The 2,877-nt window shown below is 39.9% G+C and carries 3 protein-coding genes; 1 reads left to right on the forward strand and 2 read right to left on the reverse strand.

Annotated features, from left to right (window positions below):
- Positions 1-65: 65 nt before the first annotated feature.
- Positions 66-614, reverse strand: a complete 549-nt coding sequence (locus M9194_RS21475; RefSeq protein ID WP_250614754.1) for a tyrosine-type recombinase/integrase — start codon at positions 612-614, stop codon at positions 66-68.
- Positions 615-830: 216 nt separating this feature from the next.
- Positions 831-1,460, reverse strand: a complete 630-nt coding sequence (locus M9194_RS21480; protein ID WP_250614755.1) for a LysE/ArgO family amino acid transporter — start codon at positions 1,458-1,460, stop codon at positions 831-833.
- A 114-nt stretch (positions 1,461-1,574) separates the two neighbouring features.
- On the opposite strand from M9194_RS21480, the gene M9194_RS21485 reads away from it, so the two are divergent.
- Positions 1,575-2,465, forward strand: coding sequence for a LysR family transcriptional regulator ArgP (locus M9194_RS21485; protein WP_250614756.1), 891 nt, complete (start codon positions 1,575-1,577; stop codon positions 2,463-2,465).
- The last annotated feature ends 412 nt before the right edge of the window (positions 2,466-2,877 follow it).

The raw sequence follows: 2,877 nt of genomic DNA on the forward strand, positions 1-2,877 counted from the left end.
CCCTAGTCCAGAACAGGTAATGATTATTAACATGGTTTTCGTTTAGTTTGGGCTATCTCGTTCAGTTATAACTCAAGGTTTGAATACAATGCGTCAAGCTGCTCTTGTTCAATGCCTAAGTATTTAAGTGTTTCATAAGAAGTTGAGTGCTGTAACGCTCTTTGTATCAAAGCCAAATCATTGCTTTTTTTATATGCGTGATAAGCCCATGTTTTCCTCATACTATGAGTCCCTAGAATCAAATTATGCCGTTTACCCGCATCCCGAATGGACTCACCTATTTTTTCCGAAGAGATTGGTTTTATCATTTTTCCGGTTCGATTACTTTTGCTTTGAAATAAATATTTATCTCCTGATTCTCTCCTTCTATTTACAATCATCATAGCTTTTCGGTTGAGAATAATATCATCAGACTTTTTGGTTTTCTGCGCTATAAACCGTATCCTATTCTGCAAAATATGCTCAAATTCAATTTTAAGGATATCTGATATACGTAAAGAGACCTGAAGACCAAAGTTCCACACATCCGAGTGTATTGGTGTGTGGTACTTCTTTAGATACTTATCAATCAATGCAATCTCTTCCTTCGTTGTCACCGGGTAAACTCTTGCCATACTCGTAAAATCCTCGCTGCCTATGATTAAGTAAAACGATCATAAGTCTTTATATATCAATAATATTCTAAGTCGTATAACACGCTTATACAACTTAGAAATCAAAAATAAGACTAGCACACCGAGTGACATTGTAACTTTTTAAAATGTAAACAGTTAGGAGGGTTTGTGTGTATGGTGAGGAAAGGAGCGTGGATGCCTAAATTTAGATTAACGCTAACTTAAGTATTGCAACCAAAGTGTATCGAGTAATGCTGAAGCTACGACAAACATAGCAATTGCCACTAACAAATCAATACTCTTTCTCACATTGGGCCTGGACAGAATAGGGGAAAATTTGGCAGCACCTATTGATATCGCATAAAACCAGGTAAAAGAGGCCATTATCGTACCAAGTACAAACAAGACTCGGTCTGTATGATCGAACTGGCCACCGATCGAACCGAGTATGACAACGGTATCCAAATAGACATGGGGGTTTAATACGGTTACCGCTAAGGCGCCAAGGACTACGGCGCTTCGACCTTTCACATTCCGTTCTTGCTTAGCAATATCCTCAGCATCTTCAAATACTTTTCGCAAAGATAAGTAGCTGTAATAAAAAAGAAAGACGATCCCCCCAACAGTAACCGCTGTTAACAGGGATTCATTTTGAGACAGGAAGACCCCACCACCAAATACCCCTAATGAAATAAATACTGTATCCAACAAACTACATATGGTTGCCGTCGCCAAATGGTGATTACGTTTGATCCCCTGACTGAGTACGTAAGCATTTTGCGCACCAATGGGGATGATCATGCTGGCACCTAATCCAAACCCTTGTAGAAATATCCAATAATTCATTTTCTCTCCTGAGATAAACACGACTTCAATGTTCATTAGTTTATCCAGCAGAGCAGTTTCATGTAGCTAATAATATTTATGTATAATAAGCAATTCTTATGTGTATGGAGAAACATAGTGAAAGGGCCCGATTATCGCTGTATAGAAACACTGGACGAAATCATTCGGCTAGGAAGCTTCGAGAGAGCAGCAGAAGAGCTTTGTGTATCGCAATCAGCGGTTTCACAGAGAATCAAACAACTGGAAAAATGGTTAGCACAGCCCGTACTTGTACGAGAGCAACCTCCAAAAGCAACCGATGCCGGTGAAAAACTACTGGGGTTATATCGCCGGGTAAAATTATTGGAGCAGGATATATTACCGGACATTAACAGTGATGCTTCGCGAGACAAACTATCGGTATCAATCGCAACCAACGCAGATAGCCTGGCAACATGGTTGCTACCAAGCCTACAACAGGTGCTTATGACCAATAAAGTGGAACTCAATCTACTTGTAGAGGACGAAGGTAGAACACTAGAAAAACTACGAAGTGGGGAAGTGACTGCGGCAATCAGCACAGAATCTCAACCGATCCCTGGCTGCGACACGATCTTTCTTGGCAATATGGAATATTTGTGTGTTTCAAGTCCCTCCTTTTACCACCGTTATTTCTCATCTGGGATAAGTAAAGAAACGTTAGTCAGTGCACCTGCCGTGGTCTTTGACCAATATGATTATATGCATGAAAAATTTCTACAACAGTATTTTCAATTATCGACCAACCATATAATTAAACACGTCGTACGAAGCTCGGAAGCGTTTGTCAAACTCGCCCTAACGGATATTGCTTATTGTCTAATACCTAGAATCCAGATAGAAGAACAACTAAGGGAGGGCCGACTCATTAATATTACCCCTGAGTTTACCTTGCCTCAAAAGTTATACTGGCATCATTGGCAACTTGAAAGTGGTGTACTGAATGAGATTACTCAAGCCGTAATAAGGCATGCAAGAACCCTGTAAATAGGGTTTTGGATTCCAACGGATCTATCACATCTAAAATCACAACAGCTTGGTCACATCAAGACTACTACAAACCCATTCGATAAAATTAGCCAGGAATAGAATGTTGTTCTGCTTTAATTTTTTATAACATACCCGACTCTCAAAAAGTCGACACACAACATATTTCAACGTTTTGAATTTAAGTAAGATGTATCCCATTTCAGCAAGTTTAGGAACTCATAATGTAGGAAAGTTTCATCTTACCGCCAGTTGACTCCGACAGCCTAAAACAAGCACAAGAGTGGGAGCAACGAATGACGAGGCTGGGAGGTCACCGGGAACATTTTTTCAATCAATTTAGCCAGCAGCTAAAGTGTAGAAGTTCAGACTTGATCTAACAGTTACCAGTTTTATACAGGTGCCCTGTTAG

Source organism: Vibrio sinus, assembly GCF_023634645.1.
Classification (GTDB): domain Bacteria; phylum Pseudomonadota; class Gammaproteobacteria; order Enterobacterales; family Vibrionaceae; genus Vibrio; species Vibrio sinus.

What these genes read in the sequence shown, in the direction of transcription:
- M9194_RS21475 (WP_250614754.1), bottom strand. Translation starts at nt 614, where the DNA reads ATGGCAAGAGTTTACCCGGTGACAACGAAGGAAGAGATTGCATTGATT.
- M9194_RS21480 (WP_250614755.1), bottom strand. Translation starts at nt 1,460, where the DNA reads ATGAATTATTGGATATTTCTACAAGGGTTTGGATTAGGTGCCAGCATG.